This is a genomic window from Streptomyces sp. NPDC002476, from assembly GCF_042889785.1.
GTDB lineage: Bacteria > Actinomycetota > Actinomycetes > Streptomycetales > Streptomycetaceae > Streptomyces.
Genome location: NZ_JBIARH010000007.1, coordinates 114120 through 132834, shown reverse-complemented (window position 1 = coordinate 132834; position 18715 = coordinate 114120). Strand labels below are relative to the sequence as shown.

The 18715-nt window shown below is 70.7% G+C and carries 17 protein-coding genes; 5 read left to right on the top strand and 12 right to left on the bottom strand.

Features of this window, described 5'->3' with window-relative positions; genetic code table 11:
- Positions 1-70: 70 nt before the first annotated feature.
- The 8 genes from ACFYXM_RS11095 to ACFYXM_RS11060 all read right to left on the bottom strand — a co-directional run bounded on the left by ACFYXM_RS11095 (position 71) and on the right by ACFYXM_RS11060 (position 11279).
- Positions 71-5530, bottom strand: a complete 5460-nt coding sequence (locus tag ACFYXM_RS11095) for a DNA cytosine methyltransferase (protein ID WP_389288693.1) — start codon at positions 5528-5530, stop codon at positions 71-73.
- Positions 5531-5938: 408 nt separating this feature from the next.
- Complete coding sequence (locus ACFYXM_RS11090; protein ID WP_389288692.1) at positions 5939-6199, bottom strand: hypothetical protein; 261 nt, start codon at positions 6197-6199, stop codon at positions 5939-5941.
- A complete protein-coding gene (locus tag ACFYXM_RS11085) occupies positions 6154-7581 on the bottom strand; it encodes a hypothetical protein (protein WP_389288691.1) in 1428 nt (475 codons plus the stop codon). The genes ACFYXM_RS11090 and ACFYXM_RS11085 overlap by 46 nt, the downstream gene beginning before the upstream one ends.
- Before the next feature lie 634 nt (positions 7582-8215).
- Positions 8216-8365, bottom strand: coding sequence for a hypothetical protein (locus tag ACFYXM_RS11080; protein ID WP_389288690.1), 150 nt, complete (start codon positions 8363-8365; stop codon positions 8216-8218).
- Between the two features lie 477 nt (positions 8366-8842).
- Positions 8843-9319 carry a hypothetical protein gene (locus ACFYXM_RS11075; RefSeq protein ID WP_389288689.1) on the bottom strand — a complete coding sequence of 159 codons (477 nt, stop codon included), beginning with the start codon at positions 9317-9319 and terminating at the stop codon, positions 8843-8845.
- Positions 9320-9407: 88 nt separating this feature from the next.
- A complete protein-coding gene (locus ACFYXM_RS11070) occupies positions 9408-9812 on the bottom strand; it encodes a hypothetical protein (RefSeq protein WP_389288688.1) in 405 nt (134 codons plus the stop codon).
- Between the two features lie 541 nt (positions 9813-10353).
- Positions 10354-10578, bottom strand: a complete 225-nt coding sequence (locus ACFYXM_RS11065) for a hypothetical protein (protein WP_389288687.1) — start codon at positions 10576-10578, stop codon at positions 10354-10356.
- A 281-nt stretch (positions 10579-10859) separates the two neighbouring features.
- The gene (locus ACFYXM_RS11060) at positions 10860-11279 is read right to left on the bottom strand and encodes a hypothetical protein (protein ID WP_389288686.1); all 420 of its coding nucleotides are present in this window, start codon (positions 11277-11279) and stop codon (positions 10860-10862) included.
- Between the two features lie 73 nt (positions 11280-11352).
- Between ACFYXM_RS11060 and ACFYXM_RS11055 the strand changes: the two genes are divergently transcribed.
- Positions 11353-11673 (top strand): hypothetical protein, encoded by a 321-nt coding sequence (locus ACFYXM_RS11055; RefSeq protein WP_389288685.1) that lies wholly within the window; start codon positions 11353-11355, stop codon positions 11671-11673.
- 195 nt (positions 11674-11868) lie between these two features.
- Here ACFYXM_RS11055 and ACFYXM_RS11050 read toward each other — a convergent pair whose 3' ends face one another.
- The 4 genes from ACFYXM_RS11050 to ACFYXM_RS11035 all read right to left on the bottom strand — a co-directional run bounded on the left by ACFYXM_RS11050 (position 11869) and on the right by ACFYXM_RS11035 (position 14930).
- Positions 11869-12219: a hypothetical protein gene (locus tag ACFYXM_RS11050; protein ID WP_389288684.1), complete on the bottom strand. Its 351-nt coding sequence runs from the start codon at positions 12217-12219 to the stop codon at positions 11869-11871.
- A 224-nt stretch (positions 12220-12443) separates the two neighbouring features.
- The gene (locus ACFYXM_RS11045; protein ID WP_389288683.1) at positions 12444-12989 is read right to left on the bottom strand and encodes a hypothetical protein; all 546 of its coding nucleotides are present in this window, start codon (positions 12987-12989) and stop codon (positions 12444-12446) included.
- Between the two features lie 90 nt (positions 12990-13079).
- On the bottom strand, positions 13080-13946 hold the full coding sequence (locus tag ACFYXM_RS11040) for a recombinase family protein (RefSeq protein ID WP_389288682.1): 867 nt from the start codon (positions 13944-13946) through the stop codon (positions 13080-13082).
- Positions 13947-14114: 168 nt separating this feature from the next.
- The gene (locus ACFYXM_RS11035) at positions 14115-14930 is read right to left on the bottom strand and encodes a GIY-YIG nuclease family protein (RefSeq protein ID WP_389288681.1); all 816 of its coding nucleotides are present in this window, start codon (positions 14928-14930) and stop codon (positions 14115-14117) included.
- 515 nt (positions 14931-15445) lie between these two features.
- Between ACFYXM_RS11035 and ACFYXM_RS11030 the strand changes: the two genes are divergently transcribed.
- Genes ACFYXM_RS11030 through ACFYXM_RS11015 form a run of 4 tightly spaced genes read left to right on the top strand, consistent with a single transcriptional unit; the run spans position 15446 to position 18238 of the window.
- Complete coding sequence (locus ACFYXM_RS11030; RefSeq protein WP_389288680.1) at positions 15446-15838, top strand: hypothetical protein; 393 nt, start codon at positions 15446-15448, stop codon at positions 15836-15838.
- Complete coding sequence (locus ACFYXM_RS11025; protein WP_389288679.1) at positions 15775-16674, top strand: Mu transposase C-terminal domain-containing protein; 900 nt, start codon at positions 15775-15777, stop codon at positions 16672-16674. The genes ACFYXM_RS11030 and ACFYXM_RS11025 overlap by 64 nt, the downstream gene beginning before the upstream one ends.
- Positions 16675-17649 carry an AAA family ATPase gene (locus ACFYXM_RS11020; RefSeq protein ID WP_389288678.1) on the top strand — a complete coding sequence of 325 codons (975 nt, stop codon included), beginning with the start codon at positions 16675-16677 and terminating at the stop codon, positions 17647-17649.
- The gene (locus ACFYXM_RS11015; protein WP_389288677.1) at positions 17537-18238 is read left to right on the top strand and encodes a hypothetical protein; all 702 of its coding nucleotides are present in this window, start codon (positions 17537-17539) and stop codon (positions 18236-18238) included. Before ACFYXM_RS11020 ends, ACFYXM_RS11015 begins: the two co-directional genes overlap by 113 nt.
- Positions 18239-18715 lie beyond the last annotated feature (477 nt).

Genomic DNA, 18715 nt, shown 5'->3' with positions numbered 1-18715 from the left:
GGCGGCCGTCTTCAGCCCAGCCACTGGGCTGCCCACACCCAGCTCGCCCCCATCGTGAACCGGGACGCCGTCAGAGCGACGACGGTGCACCTTCGGTGGCTGGATCCGACTGGCAGGGCCCTGGTCTGGGCACCCCCTCGGACCTCACCTCGATTTGCGGACAGGCGGGTGCCGAACCATGCGGGGGCTGCTCGAGGGTCCGCTCGCCCTCGCATGCCTCGACGTACGTATTGCTGTGCCGGTCCTTGGCCACCGTCTCCGGCGCAGCAGGCTGCGGTTCCGGAATCGTCTTGGCCCCGGGGTACTGCTCGCGGAGGTAGGCGAGCAGGAGCGACAGCCAGCCGCCGCGGTTCCGTTTGATCCCGAAGAGGTGACCGACGGTTTCCCCGAACACGGCGGCAGAGACGACGGGGGCCACGATGTCCGCGAACTGCTGACAGATACTCGTCCGTGAACCCTCGGCGAGCGCTGCGTAGTCCCTGGGGAGGGTGACAAGAGCTGCCACCTGTTCGAGGGTGAACCGGCCGCCCTTGTGTCCGACATCGACCGACCGGATCCGCGAGGTGACGCCCGGAATCACGCGGCCCATGACGAACGCGTTGCCCCCGCTGGTCTTGCGCGCGCCCCGGGTGATCACCTCCAGATCAGCGGGAAGCCCCGTCGCCTGGTCGGCGGTGATCGTGATCTCAGGTGCTACCGGTCCGGAGTTGTACCGTCCGAACGTCGCCATCATGAACGCCCGACGGCGCGTCGAGGGCGACCCGTACGCGGCGGCGTCGATCTCTTCCCACGTCACCGACACCGCCACACCGAGTGAACTCTCCCCGGCGCAGTACAACTCTTCCTTGATCACGTCACGGATCTCTTGGGGCAGCTGGTTGGACTGCTCGAAGAGGATCGTGTGCAGCGGCGCCCCACCGTGCTTGAGGGCGAGGGCCCAGATCATCGGTTCGAGCATGAGCCCGGCCGTCTCGGCGCCGGGCAGGTTCTCGACGAGTGAGCGGATCTCGTCCCAGGTGGCGCCCGAGCGCGGGCCGAAGTGGTCGTAGGCCTCCGGCCCGCACTCGCATTCCTCATCGGTGAGGCACGTGCAGCCCGGGCCGTCCACGATGTAGTTCCCGACGGCTGCCCCGGCTTGCTCGATGGCGTCGGCCAGAGCGGCCACGTTCTCAGGCAGCCGTCCAGCGCGCTTCCCGGCATTGGTGAAGTCGATGCACGGCGAGGACCCGATCAGGATCTGCGTGTGCCGGAATACGAAGTGCTCGGGGTCGATGCTGCGCACGTCCGCGCAGATGGCGTGGCAGCCGGCCCGCGTCGCTGTGTACGTGGCGTCGCGGCTTGCGTCTATGCACAGCATGTCGACCTTGGCCCCGAGGATGCGGCGGATCCCGACGCACCAGCCCCCGCAGCCACCGAACAGGTTCACAGCTCTGGGCGCGTCGCCCTCGGCGGGGGCGAACAGCCATCGCACCGGGCCTGGCCCGGCGAGTCTCACCAGGTCGGCGGTGTCCTCCTCGGACGGGTGCACGGCGACGAAGTCGGCGTACGTCCAGCCGTCCAAGTCGTCGTACGTGAGCGGCGTACGGCCCGCAGCGCTGAAGGTGTCCGGCACCCGCACCGGGCCCGGCTCCTGAGCCTGCGGTGCGCCGCCGCTGCCGCCTGCCGCCGGGCTCTTTGGCCCGGCAGTGGTCGGGACGGCAGCGTCGTCGGGCTGCGGGGGCTGGGCCTGGGTGGGGTACACCCGGCCGTCAGCGCTGCGGTGAAGGGTTCCGGCCTCGATCAGCGGCAGCACCCGGGAGGGGTTGACCTTGCGGCCGGCGTGGCGGAAGCCGTCACCGTTCTGCCACAGCAGTCCCGCTACGGCCCACTCGATCACCTCGGCCTCCGTGCCCGGCTTGGCGGTCTGCACGAACTCGCGCGAAGCCCACAGCTCCGCCGGTTCCTCCGGCCCTTGTTCGGCCTGATCAAGCAGTGCGAGCGTCGTCGTGCCTGCCTTGATGGCGGCGGCCAGGTCGAGCTGGTACACCCCGTACCGCTCATTTACCGTCGTGCACAGCGCGTGCCAGGTCTCGACCGTGGCATCGGTGAGGTTCGCGGCGGCCGCCGACAGGACATCGGCAGCCGCCGGCGTGATCCGCTTCTCCACGCCGTTGACGTTGTAGGTACGCGTCACCCGCCGGTCGCCCCGGCCCGTGCCCCCATCAAGACGCGCCGAGGTGGCCCCCGGACGGAGACGGGTGACCACGTGGCCGATGTACGCGGCCGACAGCGTCGCGGCCGCCTCCGCGTCCAAACCGTCAGCGTTCAGCGCTTCCAGCACGGCCAGCTCATCAACCGTGGGGGTGGCGGCCCGTTCGGCCGCGGCCTTCTCCTCCGCGGCCCGCAGCGCGGCGGCCCGCTCGTTGGCGGCCTGCTCCGCCTCCGCTGAGGCTTGGGCCTTCTCCTGCTCCCCGGGCCAGGTTTCCCCGGCGGACAGCCACCGGTAGCGGGAGCTCTTCACCGCGGCGTGCTGGGTGTCCTTCTCCGGCTCCGTGACCGCGTTGATGCGCATCGCGTTCGACCACAGACGAAACGCGCGGGCGCCCTCGTCGGTGAGACCGAACGCGCGGGCCCCGGGGGCGATGGCGAGCACCTTCACGAACCCGGCTGCCCACAGGCGCGGAACCAGGGTCTTCCTGATCCTCTTGGAGACGTCGGCGCGGTCGGGACTGATGTCGTAGGCGCTGAATCCGTCGGCAGTCTCGCGCACCTTGCCGTCACGTATCCACCCCAGCGTGCGCCACTGGTTGCGGGAGAAGTTCAGCGCTTGGGCAGCGTCGATGTCCTCCGGCGTCATCACGTCGGCGTCCTCCCGGGCATGCGCGTCCAGGTGGGCGCGGGCGGCGTCGGCGGCATCCTGCTCGGTGTCGTAGACGTAGGCAGCGGCGATGTCGGCGACCGCGTCACCGAACTTGTTCAGCCCCATGGAGACGGGGCCATGCCGGTCGCACTCGGCCACCCACTGGGAGCCGATCAGGTCGAGAGCGACCGCACGCGCGGGGGCGGGGGTGCTGTACGCCTTTCCGGCCTTGGGCAGGTCGTCGCCCGCGGTCGCCCGGCCCTGGACGGTCTCCTTGGGCGTAGCAACGGCGGCACCGGGCGGCGTCCATTCGGGAATCGTCTCGCCGCGCTCCGTGGCGTCGGCGTGGGCGCGAACGATGTCCCGGACGCTGGCCGCGTACGGCGCGTCGTTGATCACCGAACAGAGGTCGATGCGCGTGCCGTCCGGCGCGATGACCAGCCAGGGCCAGTCCTCGCCGCCCTCCTTCGACACCACGTAGACCGCTCCGCGGACCACCGCTTCCCAGATACTTGGGCTGACCCGCGTCACCGTGACGCGCCGCCTACCCGTGCCCATGACGATCTCCTGCGGGCCGTGCTGCGACATGACGAGACCGTCATCGCGGCGGTCATCCTTCGCCGCCTGCCGCTCCTCGGCCTCCTGCTCGCTCCGCGCCCATGCGGCCGCCTGCTCCTGCTTGGCCTGCGCATCCCGCTCCGCCTGCTCCGCCGCAAGACGCTCCCGCGTGGCCTCCATCTCCTTGGCCCACTGCTCGACCTGCCGCATCTGCGCGGCGCGGCGGCGCTCCTCCTCCTGTCCGTACGGCAGGGGAGTAAGACGCCGGGCCTGGTCCCTGGCCGACTGCTTGCTGGTCCGGCCGGTGTGGTGAACACGCACCCGCGCCCAGTAGGCGGCCCGGTGGTCTGCGTGCAGCAGGTCGGGTGCGGCGGTGCACCAACGGTGCGCGGTAACGCCGTCGGGGGTGACCGTGACAGGCCCGCGGCGGCCGGCGCGAGGGACCGCGATGTAGCCGCCGGACGCCAGCAGCTCGACCAGGGCGGCCCGTACCCGGCGTCCCTGACCCTCACGGCGGCGGACGATCCCGGACGTATCCGCGTGCAGGTCTCCCGCGTACGCGGCGGCCAGGACGTCGGCCAGCCCTGTGCACCAGCCCATACGCGGCAGTTCGGTTCGGGCGTTGCTCTCATCGAGCCACTGGTCCGCGCCGCTGTTCTCCATCTCCGAGTCAGCGGGTGCGGCGAGCGTGGTGCCAACCGTTCGGCTGGCATCGTTGGCCCGCTCCGGGGCGCTGGTGTCGTCCGGACCGTACGCGGCGTCAGTCGTCGAGAAGTCCGTCGTGGAAGCCACCGCTATGTGGGGGAACGTGCTCCCGAGGCCTTGCTCGGCGGTCTGGCCGGAGCCAGCCTCGCCGGAGCGCTCCTCATCCTTGGTAGTGGACGCGGCGTTGAGCCGGGCGGAGAAGGCGGTCCGGCTCGCCCGGACCGCAGCGACCAGGGCGGCCCGGTCGGCGCGCGCCTCAGCGGCCAGCACGGCGGCCTCGTCCTGCGCCTTCTTACCGCCGCCCCGCTCGCGCACAGCCGCGCGGGCTTCCCGCTTCGCGCGCTCGTCACCGTCAGCCGCGCCCTGAGCTATGAGCGCATCGGCCAACGCCTTGGACGGCCACGGCGCCCGCTCGCCGTCTTCCAGAGCCCGAGTGAGCATCTGCCCGCACAGCTCCGCCGCACGATCACCCCACTGCTGCCAGTACAGAGCACATGTCTTGGGATCGCCCTTGGCCAAGTCGCGGGCAAGGTCGACCACATCCCGCCCGGCGGACCGGTCGCCGCCGTGGGCGTCGTCCAGGATCCGGCGGGAGAGGCAGCGGGCGCAGGCGACGAACCGGCCGAGCTCGTAGTCCTGGTCGTCGACGACCGCCACCCAGTAGCGGGCACCGGAGCGCTTCGAGCTGCACTTGCCGACGTAAGGCGCGGACATCGCACAGTACGCGTCGACGTCGGCCTCCTTGTCGTCGTCGGCACATACGGAGACGACGCGGAGACGGGAGTTCGCCACACTCTCCAGGGCGGAGTTCCACACCTTCCACTCGGCCACGTACCGCCGGTGGTCAGGCCCCTTGCGCGCCCAGTCCTCACCCGTACAGCCTTCGCGGCCGTCTGCGGCGGTCAGGTGCTCGAACCCCCAACGGCACTCGGCAACCAGGCCCACGGCGCCGAAGCGGCGGATCAGGAACACACCGGGCTCAAGCTCCACACGGTCCGGCATGCACCCGAACGCCGGAGCCTGCGCCGTGTGCTGCCCGTACTTCGCCCACAGGGCGGCGAACCGAGCACGGCTCGCGGAGTCCTCACGGATCCGGGCGAGCACTTTGGCAAGGGGGCGGTCCTCGATGTTGGCGGCCCACCAGTACGATCCGTCAGCGTCGTGTCCGGCCTCCCACTGGCCCTCCTCCGGACGGCAGTAGGTGATGGGCCGGATCCGGAACGCGTGCCCGGCCGCTGTCGTCAGCACCCAACCAGCGGCAGGCTTCGGCCCGTCCAGGAACGACACGGCCGCGATCGACTCGCCTTCCTGCAGCGCGGCCGCGAGTTGACCGGCGGCAATGTTCCCGGCTGCAGCCTCGGGCAGTCCGGCATCGCCGTTGACGACGGACTTGTGCTGGCTGTCGACGGAGCTGGGGACGGTGTTCACGGGATTCCTTCTGGGCCGGGAGAGGCCACGCGGATGCGCGGCCGGGGCCACTGAAGCGGCGTGCGCCAGCGACGTCGCCTTCTCGCGAATTCCGGTATCGGCGCGCGCACCAGCGGGTTCTCAACTGCGTGCTGGCAGGTGATGAGGGCGTCCTCGACGACGGACAGCGGCCGGCCCGGGTCGAGGGGAGCGACCCAGACTGGTTGGTGGTTGGTGACCGCGCATGACCGCGGTCCGACTGAACAGCGGGGCTGCTACATCGCGAGCGGGAGGGCCTGCCCCGCGCCCTGAGGCGTCCTCGCGCCCGGCGGGGGGCAAGGGGCCCCCGCCGGGCGCGCGACGGCCAGCAACGAGGAGTCCGAGACCGTCACGCTCACCCGGGGCAGCGCGGCGCACCCGACGTGGCCCCTACCGGAGCACGTCCTCGCGCCGGTCCTCCTCCGCCTTCGCGGCATCCGCGAAGGCGCACCCGTACAAAGCCAGCGTCTCTTCACGCCCGGACTCGGCACGGGCGGCGGCTTCCTCCATGCGCGCGCACTCGGCCACGAAGTCAGACAGGGCGCCGACTGCGCGGTAGGTCTCGGCCGACTCCTCGTAGTGGCCGGCGTCCCGCTTCGCACGGCTTACGTCGTCGTACGCCTCTTCACAGGACCGGACGGCCGACCACACGTCTTCAGCGAGCGCATCGCCTTCCTGGACCCGGTCTCCGCACGGCCGGACTCCGCGCGCTGCGCGCGGGCGTCGTCGCGGCCGGCCAGCCCGGCATGGTCGGCCTCCGCCCGAGCGTCCGCCCGCTCGCTCGCGTAGTGCGCGTCCCAGTGCAGAGCGCATTCGAAGTCCCGAACGCCCTTGTACGCGGCCTGAGCGGTCTCGAGCGCCGCCCACTCGGCAGGGGCGTGCTCAGCAAGCCGGGTCGGCTCCCCGTAGCTGATGTGCGGGTACTTGGCCCAGTCGGCCAGGTGCTTGCGGTCGTTGCTGGTACCGAACCCCTTCGGGTTCTTGCGGACGTCGGCCGCCGCCTTTCGCAGGTTCTCAGCGCCGCGTCCCTCGATTCGGTCGGCCACGGCCAGCGTGAACGCCACGGCGGCGGCGTTGACACGGTCACCGGCGATCAGCGAGGCGGAGGTGTACCGCGAGGGGAAGTGGACCGACCGGTCCGAGTGCTTCGACTTCCCCCAGGCGTCGTACTGCGCCACGAACGACCGCGACGGGTCACCCTGCCCGGCGTGGAACACGCCGTTGTAGTCGGTGTAGCCGTCGAACCAAGCACACCAGGCGCGCGAGGAATCCTCGAACATCACGATCAGCCCGGCGTAGTCCCGCGCCGACGGCTCGCGGCCTGCATCGGCCAGCCGCTTGCGCCACTGGACCTCCTGGGCGACCAGCCGCTCCTGTGCCTCCTCAATGATCGGAGCAGCGAGCGCCTCCCGCTCCGCGCGCGTCGCGGCGTCCGCGATCGTCTCCCCGGCTTCCTTGACGTGCTGCCCAGCGAGCACTATCGCCCACCGCCAGGACGCGCAGCCTCGCGCGTCCTCGCCGTTGGTCTCGGCCAGCCACGCCCGCGCCGCCTTCACGGCGGCGATGGCCGACCGCTCCGCCGTCTTGGCTTCCGCGTAGGCGGCGAAGCCCAGCTCCACCGCCCGCGCGCCCGTGGACGTGGAGCCGTCGAGGGCGTTGAACGCGTCCCGAGCGTCGCTCAGGGCGGCGCTCACCTTGGCTACGGCGCCGTCCATCTGCCGGACCCACTCTGCGGCGTCGCGCCCCCACACTGTCTGGCCCATGGCCTCCTGCTCACGCGAAACGACGTGTGCAGCCTTGATGGCCTCGCGAACGGCCTTGAACCCGCCGGTCGAGGCGGACGCCACGAACTTGCCCGTCGCCTCGTTCCACGCGCATACGTGCTTGGTCTCCTCCGTCCCGGCGCGCACCATCACGAGCCCGGAGATCACCAAGGCACGCACCCGCAGGCGGCCGGTCCAGCGGCGCTCCACGCGCACGTCCCAGCCCACCTGCTCTGCCTCGTGCACCAGGGTGCCCGCGTTCTTAGGCATGCCTTCCAGCGCGGCCGCCGCCGCTTCAGCTTCAGCACCGATGGCTGCCGCACATCCGCCGCAGCGTCCGGAGCCAACTTCCCGGCGCTGGCATGCCGGGCACGACTCGGCTGTCGTGCCCGGCATGCCCGGAGGGAGGACGTCGTGACTGGTGCCGGCGGCGGCCGGAAAAGAGTGCGGGCGGGTGGGGGCGGTGTGCTGGCGGGCGGCTGTGGTGCGCGGGTCGTCGTCGGTGCACGGGTCGGTGCTCATCGGTGCCTTCGTGGAGGAGGGGCTGCCGGCGGCTGCACGGCCGGGGCCACTGAAGCGGGGAGCGGGCGGGGCGTCGTGTTCTCGCGAATTTGGGCGAGCGTCGGCGCCGACGGCGAGGTCGGGTTTGGGGCCGCGCGCGGCGATGCACGTCCGGTACACCGACCCGGACGGCCCCCGCACCGCGGGCACGGCGTACCGGCCCTGACAGGCCGGTGCTGGCGTGCCGGACCTCAAGCGGGCGGCCGACGGACAGCAGGAAACCGCCTGGACGGCCGTTCTGGAGGAGAGACCGGCTACAGGGATTCTGCGAGGATGCCGCCCCCGTCAGACAGCCAGTGTGCGGGGCCGCGGAAGGCCGGGCCGATGTAGGCCCAGCCGTCGGTCAAGGGGGGTCGGCCACGCTTCCGTCGGCGCGTACGCACCATCCGTGTGCGAGCGGGGCGTTGACGCCGCCGGTGTCGGGCAGGGCGCCGTTCGCTTTGGCCACGTGCGAGCCGGCCGAAGAGGGGCCGGAGCGATTCTTGGCAGCCATGAGGGAGGATGGTTGCCTCTCTCGGCTCACTTGTCAGTGACGATCATGCGGCCGCGGGCGACGACGTCGGCCAGTCCCCTTCGCGGTTCGACCGAGCTGCTGGACTCCTTACGCGGCCGTTCCGGGGCGCTGGGCGAAAGGGGCCTCCCGGCGCTACCCAACGACGGACAGCGCGCCGGACGTGGAGGACTACAGGGAGAAGTACCGAGCGGCCAAGGAGGGGCGAGATCGGCGATAGAGCAACCTGAGAAGGGAGAGGGCATTCCCGGAATGCCACTATGCCCCACGTGGGGCATATTTCCCTCGTGGCCCGAGCGCAGGGCCGGACGGCGGTCGACCACTGTGGCGGGTGCAGACCACCCGCAAGGCCCACCTCGAACTCGCCGACGCCGTCCGCACCCTAAGCCGACCGGCGCCCTGGCCATGCACAAGCGCTGCGGATGATCCGACATTGGGGAACCGGCTGGTAGCCCACGCCTACGGCGTCCCGGCTGTCTTTGGGCGAGTCTGCGGCCGTCGTACGACGGCCGCAGACTGGGGGAAGGCCCCGGGCCAGTCGTTATTTTCGATCTGCTGGCGGGCAATTTCGGCGGCCGCGTCGGCGGACTCGGCGACGACGGTGTAGGCGTACCGGCTGAAGTGGTTCTCGTCGGTCTGGAGCTCGACGACTGCAGCGGCGTGCTCACCAGCCTGGACGCCCGCAACGTACAGCTCATCGCTGTGGTCGCAGCACAGCCCGATGACGGTGAAGGCGCTGTGACCAGCAGGTACGTCGAGCTGGGTTCCGTCGCCGTGGACGTCCAGGCCAATGTTCTCGAATGCCAGCGTGAGGGCCTGAAGCATGTCGCCGCCGCTGACGTTGCCTTCGGGGTTCGGGCCGCGCAGCTCGCAGTACCTGAGGAACAGGTCGGCGAGGACGGCGCCGCTGGTGGTGGTCGGGTCGAAGGTGAGCATGCCGAGGAGTTCCTTACGAGGGATGCGGGCGTCGGGGCTGACGACGTCCGGCCGTCGTGGAAGTAGGGGCGACGGCCGGACGGGGGTGTCAGACCTGGGGGATGAGGGACAGGTACTGGCGGCTCTGGCTGGTGACGATCTCCAATGCGGCCTGGTGCTGAGGGAGTCCGGAGTCCGTGTGGGTGTGGGGCGGGTGAAAGTGGATCTGACGGACGGTGGTGGGGCGGCCGTCGTGGAAGATGAGATCGCCGGGCTGGAGGCTGGGGTCGGTGGGGAGCTTGATCAGGGGGTCGAGCTGCGCCGGAGTCTGGTGGGCGCGGAGGTAGTCGATGAGGTCGTCGAAGATGGTGTCGAGCTCGGCACGCTCGGAGTGGTGGCGGTCGTAATGGTGCACGTCGGCGTCGTAGGCGAGGGAACCGCGTGCCTGGTCGAGCTTCTCGACGAGCGTGCTGATGTCAAGGGGGGTGCCGGGCTTGGGCGTGGTGCGGCTCATTGTGCGGGGCTCCTTCGCGGTTGCGGGTGAGGCCGGGGAGGTGTTGGTGCTTCCTGCCGGGCGGTGACCGCAGTGAACGGGAAGGGGCCAGTGGGGAGCGAGAGTTCGCGAATCTGCCCCGATGGCCCGTCGCACCAGGGCACTCTGGCCCTGGTGCGACGGGCGGGTGAAATGGACAGGCGGGCACGCCAGTCCCTGATCACGCGGTAGCCGTTTCGCCCAACCCCCGGCCACGAGCACGGCAGTGGCCGCCGGGACGGACGAAGCGCACCGGCGGACCCAGACGCCAGGCGGCCAGAGCTCTTGGGGAGGACACCATTGCCCCTTCCGGGCATGGCCCTCGTGGTGTCCGGCCGTCTTCATAGGGTGCGCGCAGGATGGGCAGCAGCCCGTCCTGGATACCCGGCGGGTCAGCCGCGGGTGCAGCCGGTCCCATGCCTGCGCGATGGCCTTGCGAGCCGCGTGTCGGCTCGGTCACTGCGTGTCCAGTGCCTCAGCTCGCCGGATCACCGAAGCCGAGCGGCGCCCGGGCGGGGTGTGGTCAGGCCTGGGGGATGAGGGTGAGGTAGTGGCTGCCCTGGCTGTTGACGATCTCCGTGGCGGGCCTGGGGGAGTCCGGAGAGACGGGGTGTTTGTAGGGGGCGTGGAAGTTGATGTGGCGGACGGTGGCGGGGTGGCCGTTCTGGAGGATGAGGTCGCCGGGCTTGAGGCCGGGGTCGGCGGGTGCAGCCGGTTCGGTGGGAGTGGCGGTGTGGGGCTGTTCCACGGGCGCTCCGGGGGTGAAGGGTGGGGGCCGGTCGCGGCCTCGGGGCGAAGCGCTTCTAGCCAGCACACTCTGGGCAGCCGACCGGGCAATGACCTGCGTGAGGCGGCGGGTGGCCATCCAGCCGGTGAGCGGGGCGGGCCGGCGCCGAGCCGTGTGCCTCAGCAAGGAGTCGCGGCCAAGCGGATCGACGCCGTTGTGCGGCGGCAGGCGCGCCGGGCAGGAGGCGTATCCGGGGCTGGCTAGCGGGAAGCGCGCACGCACCGTCCAACTGCGGAAGCCGGTCACCAGCCGTTCCCGGTGTGGCATTCGAGGATGGCCGCCAGGTCGCGGTGCCATCGGTGGTACATGGCCATACGGTGCTCATGTACGAGTCGGGCCATCTCTGACGCGTCCTGGCCGAGGACGAACGGCGCCTTGGTGTTGAGCAGCTGCCGCAGGGCGGGTTCGGGGGACCGCGGCACATTCAGGCGCTGGTCCGCTTCGGACAGCGCCGACGTACCCGTCCAGGAGTGGGCGCGGGCCCACAACTGGTGCAGGGCCTGCGCCCGTACGAAGGTCTCCAGCTGCATGCCGGGAACGGGGTCTTCGGCTTCAGCGGTGTTGACCAGGAGGGTGATGGCCTGGTGGTGGGCCTTGCGGGCCACTCGCGTCTCCTCCAGAACGGAGGCGACGATCAGATCGTTCGTTGTCGGCTCGGACATCGGATGTCTCTCTTCTGTGAGGTCGTGCTCGGGAGCCGCTGGTCTTGGGCTCCCGGCCTGGATGCACAGCGGGATGGTGATCCGTGACGAAGGCCGATCGGGCAGCCTGGATGGGCCGGGCGAGAGCGCCTCGCTCCTGCGGCTCGTCGAGTCAGAGCCCGCTCACGGCTGTGACTGCTCGACGGCCTGCACCGACCACGTCAGCAGGTACGCCTGGAACACGATGCCCTCGTACCTGCTGCGGTCCTCTTCTGTCGCCCACCGGGCGCGCTGGATGGCCTCGGCCGCATCGGGAAACGCCGACAGCCGGTTGTGGCCCCCGTTGCGGTGCGCGTCGAAGTCGATGCTGCTCCATCTGCTGTTCCAGGAGGGGGTGCTGGAGACGAAGGCGTAGTCGGGACCGCCGGGTGCGGGGGTCTCAGCGTCCGCCGGCGCACTGGTGCGCGTGATCCGGTACAGCGTGGGCCCGGGCCAGGGGCCGGGCCCGGCCGCTCTTGCGTGGGGCGGGCGTGGTGTCCGCTGGGCACCGTGTCCGCCCGGGGGCCGCTGTTCTCGGTGCGCGGGCGGGCGGCGCTCGTCGTGGGTGGGTTCAGGCGTCGGGGACGAGGGTGAAGTAGAGGCTGCCCTGGCTGGTGGTGATCTCGGTGGCGGGCCGGTGGCGGGGGAGTCCGGAGCGGGGGTGCTTGTGGGGGGCGTGGAAGTTGATGCTGCGGACGGTGGCGGGGTGGCCGTTGTGGAGGATGACGTCGCCCTCCTTGAGGTGGGGGTCGGTGGGCTTCTTGGCGAGCTGGGCCAGTTCCTCGTCGCTCAGGTGGGTACGGACGTAGTTGATGAGGTCCTCGAAGGGGAGGTAGCGGCCTTCGCCGTCGATGGCCACGCATTCGGCTTCGAGCGCGGCGATGAGCGCGAGGGGGTTGAGGGAAGTGCCGTTGCTGGGCATCGGGTCGGGCTCCTTGGCGTAGGGCAGGTGCTGGGCCCTGCCGGGACGGCCTTCAGTGAACGGGGCGCCGCCGGTGGTGGCGACGTCTGGCGAATCCCGGTGTCGGGCGCAGAGTAGATGTCAGTGATGCGCAGAGTTGTGTCAGTGCCGTGCGTCGCCTGAGGAGGCCCCTCCCTTGGCGATGGCCTTGTGTGGCGGTTTCGAGAACCCCGTAGCGGCGAAGCTCACCGCCACGGATGCCGCAGGCGGTACTGCACGCGGTCCCATCGGCTGGGCGTGGGCGTCATCAGATGCTGGTCGGTCCGACGTATCTTGCTCGCCAGGCGACGCTCAAAATGCCGCGCGATCACGCTGTCTGCCGGAGCTCGGATCAGCCGATGGCTGTCGAAGACCTTGACCCAGTTCTGGCCGTCCGCGTCCTGGAAGCGTGCAGCCAGGGCACCTGAGCCCGAGCCGTTATGCGTGTACTCCCTGGATTGGCCAGGCAGGAGCGGCCCTTCCGGGTCCTCTCCGGTCTGCTGATCAGTGCGCCACTGATCAGCATTGAACAGGCCGACTGAGAGAAAGGGGCGGTCTGACACGTTGGTCACTCGGACGACGTGAGGGTCGCCTCCGTGGGGCGTGTTCGTGCTGAAGACGAGCTTGCGGGCTTCCTCTGTCTCCTCCTTGCGTCGGTCACGCAGGAGGATGTAGAAGCCGAGCAACAGCGAGCCGCTGGTCAAAATGGCGCTCGCCCATGCGGGGACGGTCCCCCAATCGAACCCTGTCATGGTCGGGTTCTGCGTTCACCGGCACCATCTGAAACCGGACTTGAGGTAGACCTGAGGAGCATGCTGCCGAGCGGCTGGTCCTTGTGACCGTCACTTCTCGTGTCGGCCGGGACTGGACATCGTGGTGGCGGCTTCGTCGTACGCGGCCAAGGTCCGGTAGAGGGTGGAGCGGCCGACGCCGAGGTGCCGGGCGATCGAGGTGACCGGCTCGTTGGCCTCGCGGCGCCGGAGCGCGATGGCGAGCATGTCGCCGTCGACGGCCGGCGGGCGGCCGCCGTGGTTGCCGTTCGCCGCCGCGGTATCCAGGCCGATGAGGGTGCGTTCGTGGATGAACTCCCGCTCGACCTCCGCCATCGCGGCGAACACCACGAAGAGCACCTTGCCCGCGCCCTGCGGGTCGTACATCCCGGAGAGCGGGCCGCCGAGGATCTCCAGGCGGTGGTCGCGCTCGGCGAGGTCCTGCGCGGAGGTGATGAGCTCGATCATGTTGCGGCCGAGGCGGTCGAGCATGGTGACGGTCAGAGTGTCGGCCGGGCGCAGGTCGACGAGCGCGGCGTTGTACTCGGGCCGGATCTTCTCCCGGCTGCCGACCTTCTCGACGTAGATCCGTACGCAGCCGGCCTTCTTCAGGAGGCGGACCTGTCCGGCAAGGTCCTGGCCCTTGCTGGAGACGCGGGCGTAGCCGATGCGGTCGCCGGCCCGCGCTAGCGCGCCGCCGACGGCGAGGTCGGGTTCGAGGCCGGGCTCCCAGGCGCGGCCGGGGCGGCGGGCGGCGGGGATCCGGATCGCGGGTCCGGACTTCAGTCCGGGGATCTTGGCGTAGCGGCCGGTGTGGTAATCGACGGCGACGACGCCGGAGTTCGCCCGGCACACCGATCCGGGCGGCGCCCCGCACCGCGGACAGGGTTCGCGCTCGACGAGCTCGGCGCGGGCGATCTCGTCCAGGTCGCCGTTCACGTGTTCCCCTCCCGCCCGGCCGCTCGACGCAGCCCGTCCCGAATACCCGTCCTGCTTCTCCGCCGCGCCCGCCGGTTTCAGGACGCCTTTCGAGACGGCTTCCACGCTCCGCCCACGGCGGCGGATGACCGTCCCGGAAACGACCGTTTCCGGGACGGGCAAGAGAGGTCAGGTCCTCATGGGATTCGAGTTGTTCAGCGGCACCCGCCACTGCGCAATCAGCTCCCACGGGCCTGAGTTCGGCGCCTTCGGCTTGTGCATGATCTGTTCCACCATCCCGTCGTCCAGTCCGGACGCGGCCTTGGCATCGGCCATCGGCAGGACTCCGGTCCGAGCAGCGGAGGTGACGGAACTCTTTAGGTCCTCCAAGAGCCGCCCCAGGTGGTCGGGCAGGAGATCGAGAAGGTAGACGTGCTCTTGGCCGACGCGCTTGGCCAATGCCTCGTCCTCTTCAGTGCGTGGGGTGAAATCCCACGCGAGCACTCGCATGGTCTCGGCGTGGACTTGTTGCCCCAGACCCTGGATACGCCGGATCTCCGAGCCGAGGAACATCAGGTGCTGCTCAGCCTTCCTCGTGCTCCGGACGGCCTGAGTGATTTCCTTCTTCCGCTGTGGCCCGCTCTTCCACTCCAGACCTTGCTTGCGGATCACTTCCACCGCGCGGTCTACCAACGGCTTTGGCTCCACGTCGAAGAAGTAGAACCACTCCAGGTGCTTCCGCAAGGAGCCGAACCAGGCATGCAGCGCCCGCTCTAGTTCCTCGCCTCCCGGGTAGGTCTCCATCAGCTCTAGCGGATCTGACGATCCGTTGTAGATCTTCGGCAGGCGGGTGCCCAGGTCGCTCGTTGTGCCGATCTTGCACTTGCTGCGCCCTCGGCCTGGCGTCCTGAACTCATCGACATCATGAGCGCGCAGGAGGTACACCACCTCCTCGCCCGACTCATGAGGACCACCCAGCAGGTACCTCAACTCCTCGCTGCCCATGCCGTTGCCTTCCTTTCTCTATCCATGGCGGTCGCCGTGATCAGCGTGGACGTGACGGGAAAGCCTGCCTGCCGTTCCTCTCCCGTTCACTCGTATGGATGAAGGGGGCGGGTGTCCCGAACGCGTTTCGGGACGCTGCCGGAGACTTCCGATCATGGAGGGGGCGGACGAGTCGAAGCGTGCTGCGGCGGTGGCCCGGCTGATCCAGCTGCGCGACGCCGAGCAGCTGTCGGCCGCGCACGTGCGCCTGGCTGCCGAGGGCCTGGGCGTCAGCGAGCGCACGGTGTGGCGGTGGCTGGCCGCGCCCGCCCGCGTCCCGGAACGCCGCGGGCCCGAGCCGTACGTGCTGAGCGAGACGGACCGGGAGGCGTACGCCCTGTACCGGGGGAACGTCTCCGCCGTGCACCGCGCCCGCCAGGCCGTGGTCGACGGCGACGGCACAACTGCCGGCGCTCCGGTCCCCGACTTCCTGCGCGAGGGCTGGGCGGGCGCCGCTCCCGTCGCGCTGCGCAACGATGCAGGTCGCGTTCAACCGCGAGCTCACCCCGGCCGAGCGGGCCACGTGGAAGGTCGGCGAGTCCGGGCGCCGGGCGAAGTCGGTGTACCTGCGGCGCCCGGACGAGGTTCGGGGCCGGGTGTGGGAGATGGACCACAAGCAGTTGCCGATCCTCGTGCACCCGCCCAAGGGCAAGCCGCTCTCTCCGTGGATGACGACGATCGTCGACGACGGCACCCGGGCCCTGCTGGGCTGGTCCCTCGCGGTGAGCCCGCACGCGGGCACGGTCCTGACCGCGATGCGCATGGCCCTGGTCCACGACCCTGACGTCCCTCGCCGTTCGGCGCGGTGCCCGCCCGCGTACGGATCGACCGTGGCCTGGAGTTCGCCGCCGCCACCATCAAGGACGTGATGGCCGCGCTGTGCGTCACCGTCCACCGCCTCCCGGCGTTCACCCCGCACCGCAAGGGCAAGGTCGAGCGGGTCAACCTGACCATCGAGCAGACCTTCATCTCCCTGATGCCCGGCTTCACCGGCGGCCCCCGCGACGCGTCGGGCCGCCTGTACGGGCCCATTGGCGACAGCCCAGCCGCCAAGCGCGCCGCGGAGAAGACGGGCGGGCCGATGCTCCTCGATGACTTCGTGGCACGGCTCGCCGCCTGGGCGCGTTGGTACAACACCGAGCGCCCGCACCGGATGCTGGAGGGCCGTACCCCGCTGGCCGCCTGGCAGGAGGACGAGGCACCGCTGCACCGGATCGACGCGGACAAGCTGCGCCACCTGCTGCTGGCCGGCGACGAGCGCACGATCCAGAAGGACGGCATCCACCTCAACGGGCACGCCTACGTCGCGTCCGAGATCCACGGACGGGTCGGTCAGGTCGTCCAGATCCGCTACATGCCGCACGACGACCGGTCCATCGAGGTCTACCTGGGCGGCAAGCACCTGTGCACCGCGCTGCCGACCGGAACGCTCACTGCCGAGCAGACCGACGCCTTCCGCCTCCAGCAGCGCGACGAAGCCGCCCGGCTCGGCCGCGAACGCCGCCGGGCGTCACGCCGGGCCCGCCGCGAGCTCGCACCGATGACCGGCGATGGCGCCCCAGCCGCCGAATCCCGGCTCGTGGCGGACAAGGTCGGCCGCGGCTCCTCCCGCCAGGCACTCGACGCCGCCCTGCGCGCCCGCGCCTCCACCTCCCTGCTCGGCATCACCCCGATCACCACGAACGCCACGAACGAGGAGAGCTGAATGCCCCGGCACTTCGCCGACCTGGCCGGCGCCGCGACGCTGCCGACCGGCACCTTCCAGCTCGCCCACCGCGTTGTGGACGACCTGGTCGCCAACAACGCCACCGGCGTCATCCACGGCCCGGCCGGCACCGGCAAGACGTACGCGGTCGAGGCCGCCCTGGAAGACCAGGCTTGCCGCGGCGGCCCCGCCGTCTGCGCGCTGTCCTTCACCGCCCGCCCCACCATGCGCCTGGTCGCCGACCACCTCCTGGCCGCGCTCACCGGCACCGTCGCCCCCAAGTCCCGCAACCGGTTCCACATCACCAACCGGCTCCTGGACCTGCTCTCCCACCCCAAGCGCCTGGTCGTCGTGGACGAGGCCCAGCGCCTCAACAGCGACTGCATCGAACTGCTGCGGCACCTGCACGACGAGCCGAAGACAAAGTTCGCCCTGCTCTACGTCGGCGGCGACGGCTGCTGGGAAGTCCTCTCCCGCGAACCGATGCTCCGCTCCCGCGTCTTCCGCCGCCTGCCCTTCCGCCCGCTGGCCGCCGACGAGATCCCCGCCCTCATGCGGGACTACCACCCCATCTACGCGGACGCGGACGACGCCCTGCTGCGGCAGATCGACGAGCTGTACGGACAGGGCACCATGCGCGACTGGGCCGCCTTCACCCACACCGCCGCCGGACTGTGCCAGGCCGCCGCCCGGCCCCGCATCGACGTCGACTGGACCTCGTCCCCCTCAGCGACCACGTGCGCAGCCGCCTGTGACCGCGCCGAGCCCCTACAGCCGGGCCCCTCGCCGCGAGGGCCCCCAGCGACGCCGCGAATCGGTGCAGCGCTCCCACGTCATCAAGCGCCGGCTCCTGGCCGCGGGCATGACCGGCTGGCAGCTCGCCGACCTCCTCGGCGTCCACGAGCACCAGATCGACCTCGACGAGCTGCCCGACCTGCCCGTCCGCGTCCTGCTCGAACTCGCCCGCCGCCTTGACATGCACCCCGCCGACCTGATGACCGGCGCCGACGACCTCTTCGAGCTGCCCCGCCACCGCCAGGTCCTCGACCGGCGCCCGGCCGGCGCCGACCACGACGCGCTCACCGTCGTCACCGCGCTCGCGCACGCCGACAGTCCCCTCACCGCCGAGGCCCTCGCCGACGCCCTGTCCTGGACCCGGCACCGGACCGACGCCGCCCTCCACCACGCCCGCACCCACCCGGACACCGGTGGCGCGCTCACCCTGCGGCACGTCCCGCCCGAGGCGTACACGGCCGCTCCGCGCCTCGACGTCCTCGCCGCGCACCAGGTCGACGCCCTCTCAGGACGGAAGAAGCCCCACGCCTCCGTACGCGGCCCGATCCAGCCCGCCGAGGCGGAGGTCCTCCTGCGCGTCTGGGTCGACGGTGGCATCGACACCGGCGACGCCGCCCAGCGTCAGGCCCTCGCCGACCTCGCGGCCGCCGACATGGTCACCCGCGGCGACATCATCGACCGCCTCCACGACAACGTGGCGTACAGCCTGCGGATGCTCCCCGAGCCGCCAGCCCCTACTGACACCGACTCTGCGATCCCACTGTCATAACCCTGCGCATCCCGCTGACATCCACCCTGCGCACGACACATGGCGCCCCGGCGGTCCCCGCCCAGCGCAAGGCCCGTCGCGAGTACGAGAACCGGGTCAGCACCCTCGCGTCGACTGGACCATGATCAATCTCAGCGCCAACCACGGTTCGATTGATCCCCGGGGCGACGTCTGGCGAATCCCGGGGCCGGCGGCCGCGCGGTTGCCCTCATGGTGCTGTCCGGTCTGGTCCGTACGGTGCGGGCACTGCTCACGAGAGAGGACAGCGCCCGTGTCTAGGACCAGCCCACGAATCCATAACGGCAAGAAGCCTGGAGTCCTCCTCTACGGGTGGCTGTCCGGCTCCCGGCCCTCTTGGGGGCCCGGACGTGACGATTCGGAACGACACGTGACGACCCGTGACGAGTCGTCACGGCCCGGTGGACACGGTGCGGGTGGGGCAGGCGGGCTAAAAAGGAGGGCGGAGCGCTTCTTGCC